This is a genomic window from Bacillus sp. GMa5/1 (assembly GCF_050172015.1).
Lineage (GTDB): Bacteria > Bacillota > Bacilli > Bacillales > Bacillaceae_G > Bacillus_A > Bacillus_A cereus.
The window spans coordinates 1-269 of the sequence record NZ_JBNLYC010000452.1 but is presented as its reverse complement, the minus strand read 5'-3'; the positions used below and the strand labels follow the sequence as shown (position 1 = coordinate 269).

The following is a 269-nucleotide window of genomic DNA, read 5'->3' as shown; positions in this document are numbered from 1 at the left end:
ATTCGGAACATGGCAAGGCGACAATCCAGTGGACAAACAAATATTTGAGAAAAAATTCTCAGCTCCTAAAATAGCAGATGGAAAGATTGTTAGATACACTGTTACATTCACAGTCCCATCGGATTATAACATGAGTAACGGATATATTTTCTTTGATATTTTCGCTTATGGCCAAGTTGCGTATGGACAATCTTGTATGGTTTCAGGTGTCCAATTAGTAGAAGGAGAATTACCTTGTATCTACAATTGGGATTTATCCTACGCACAAG

The 269-nt window shown here is 37.2% G+C and carries 1 protein-coding gene; it reads left to right on the top strand.

The features are described from left to right. Positions 1-28: 28 nt before the first annotated feature. Positions 29-269, top strand: a 241-nt coding sequence (locus ACQGSG_RS29400) for a hypothetical protein (protein WP_426948803.1), incomplete at its 3' end; no start/stop codon positions are given.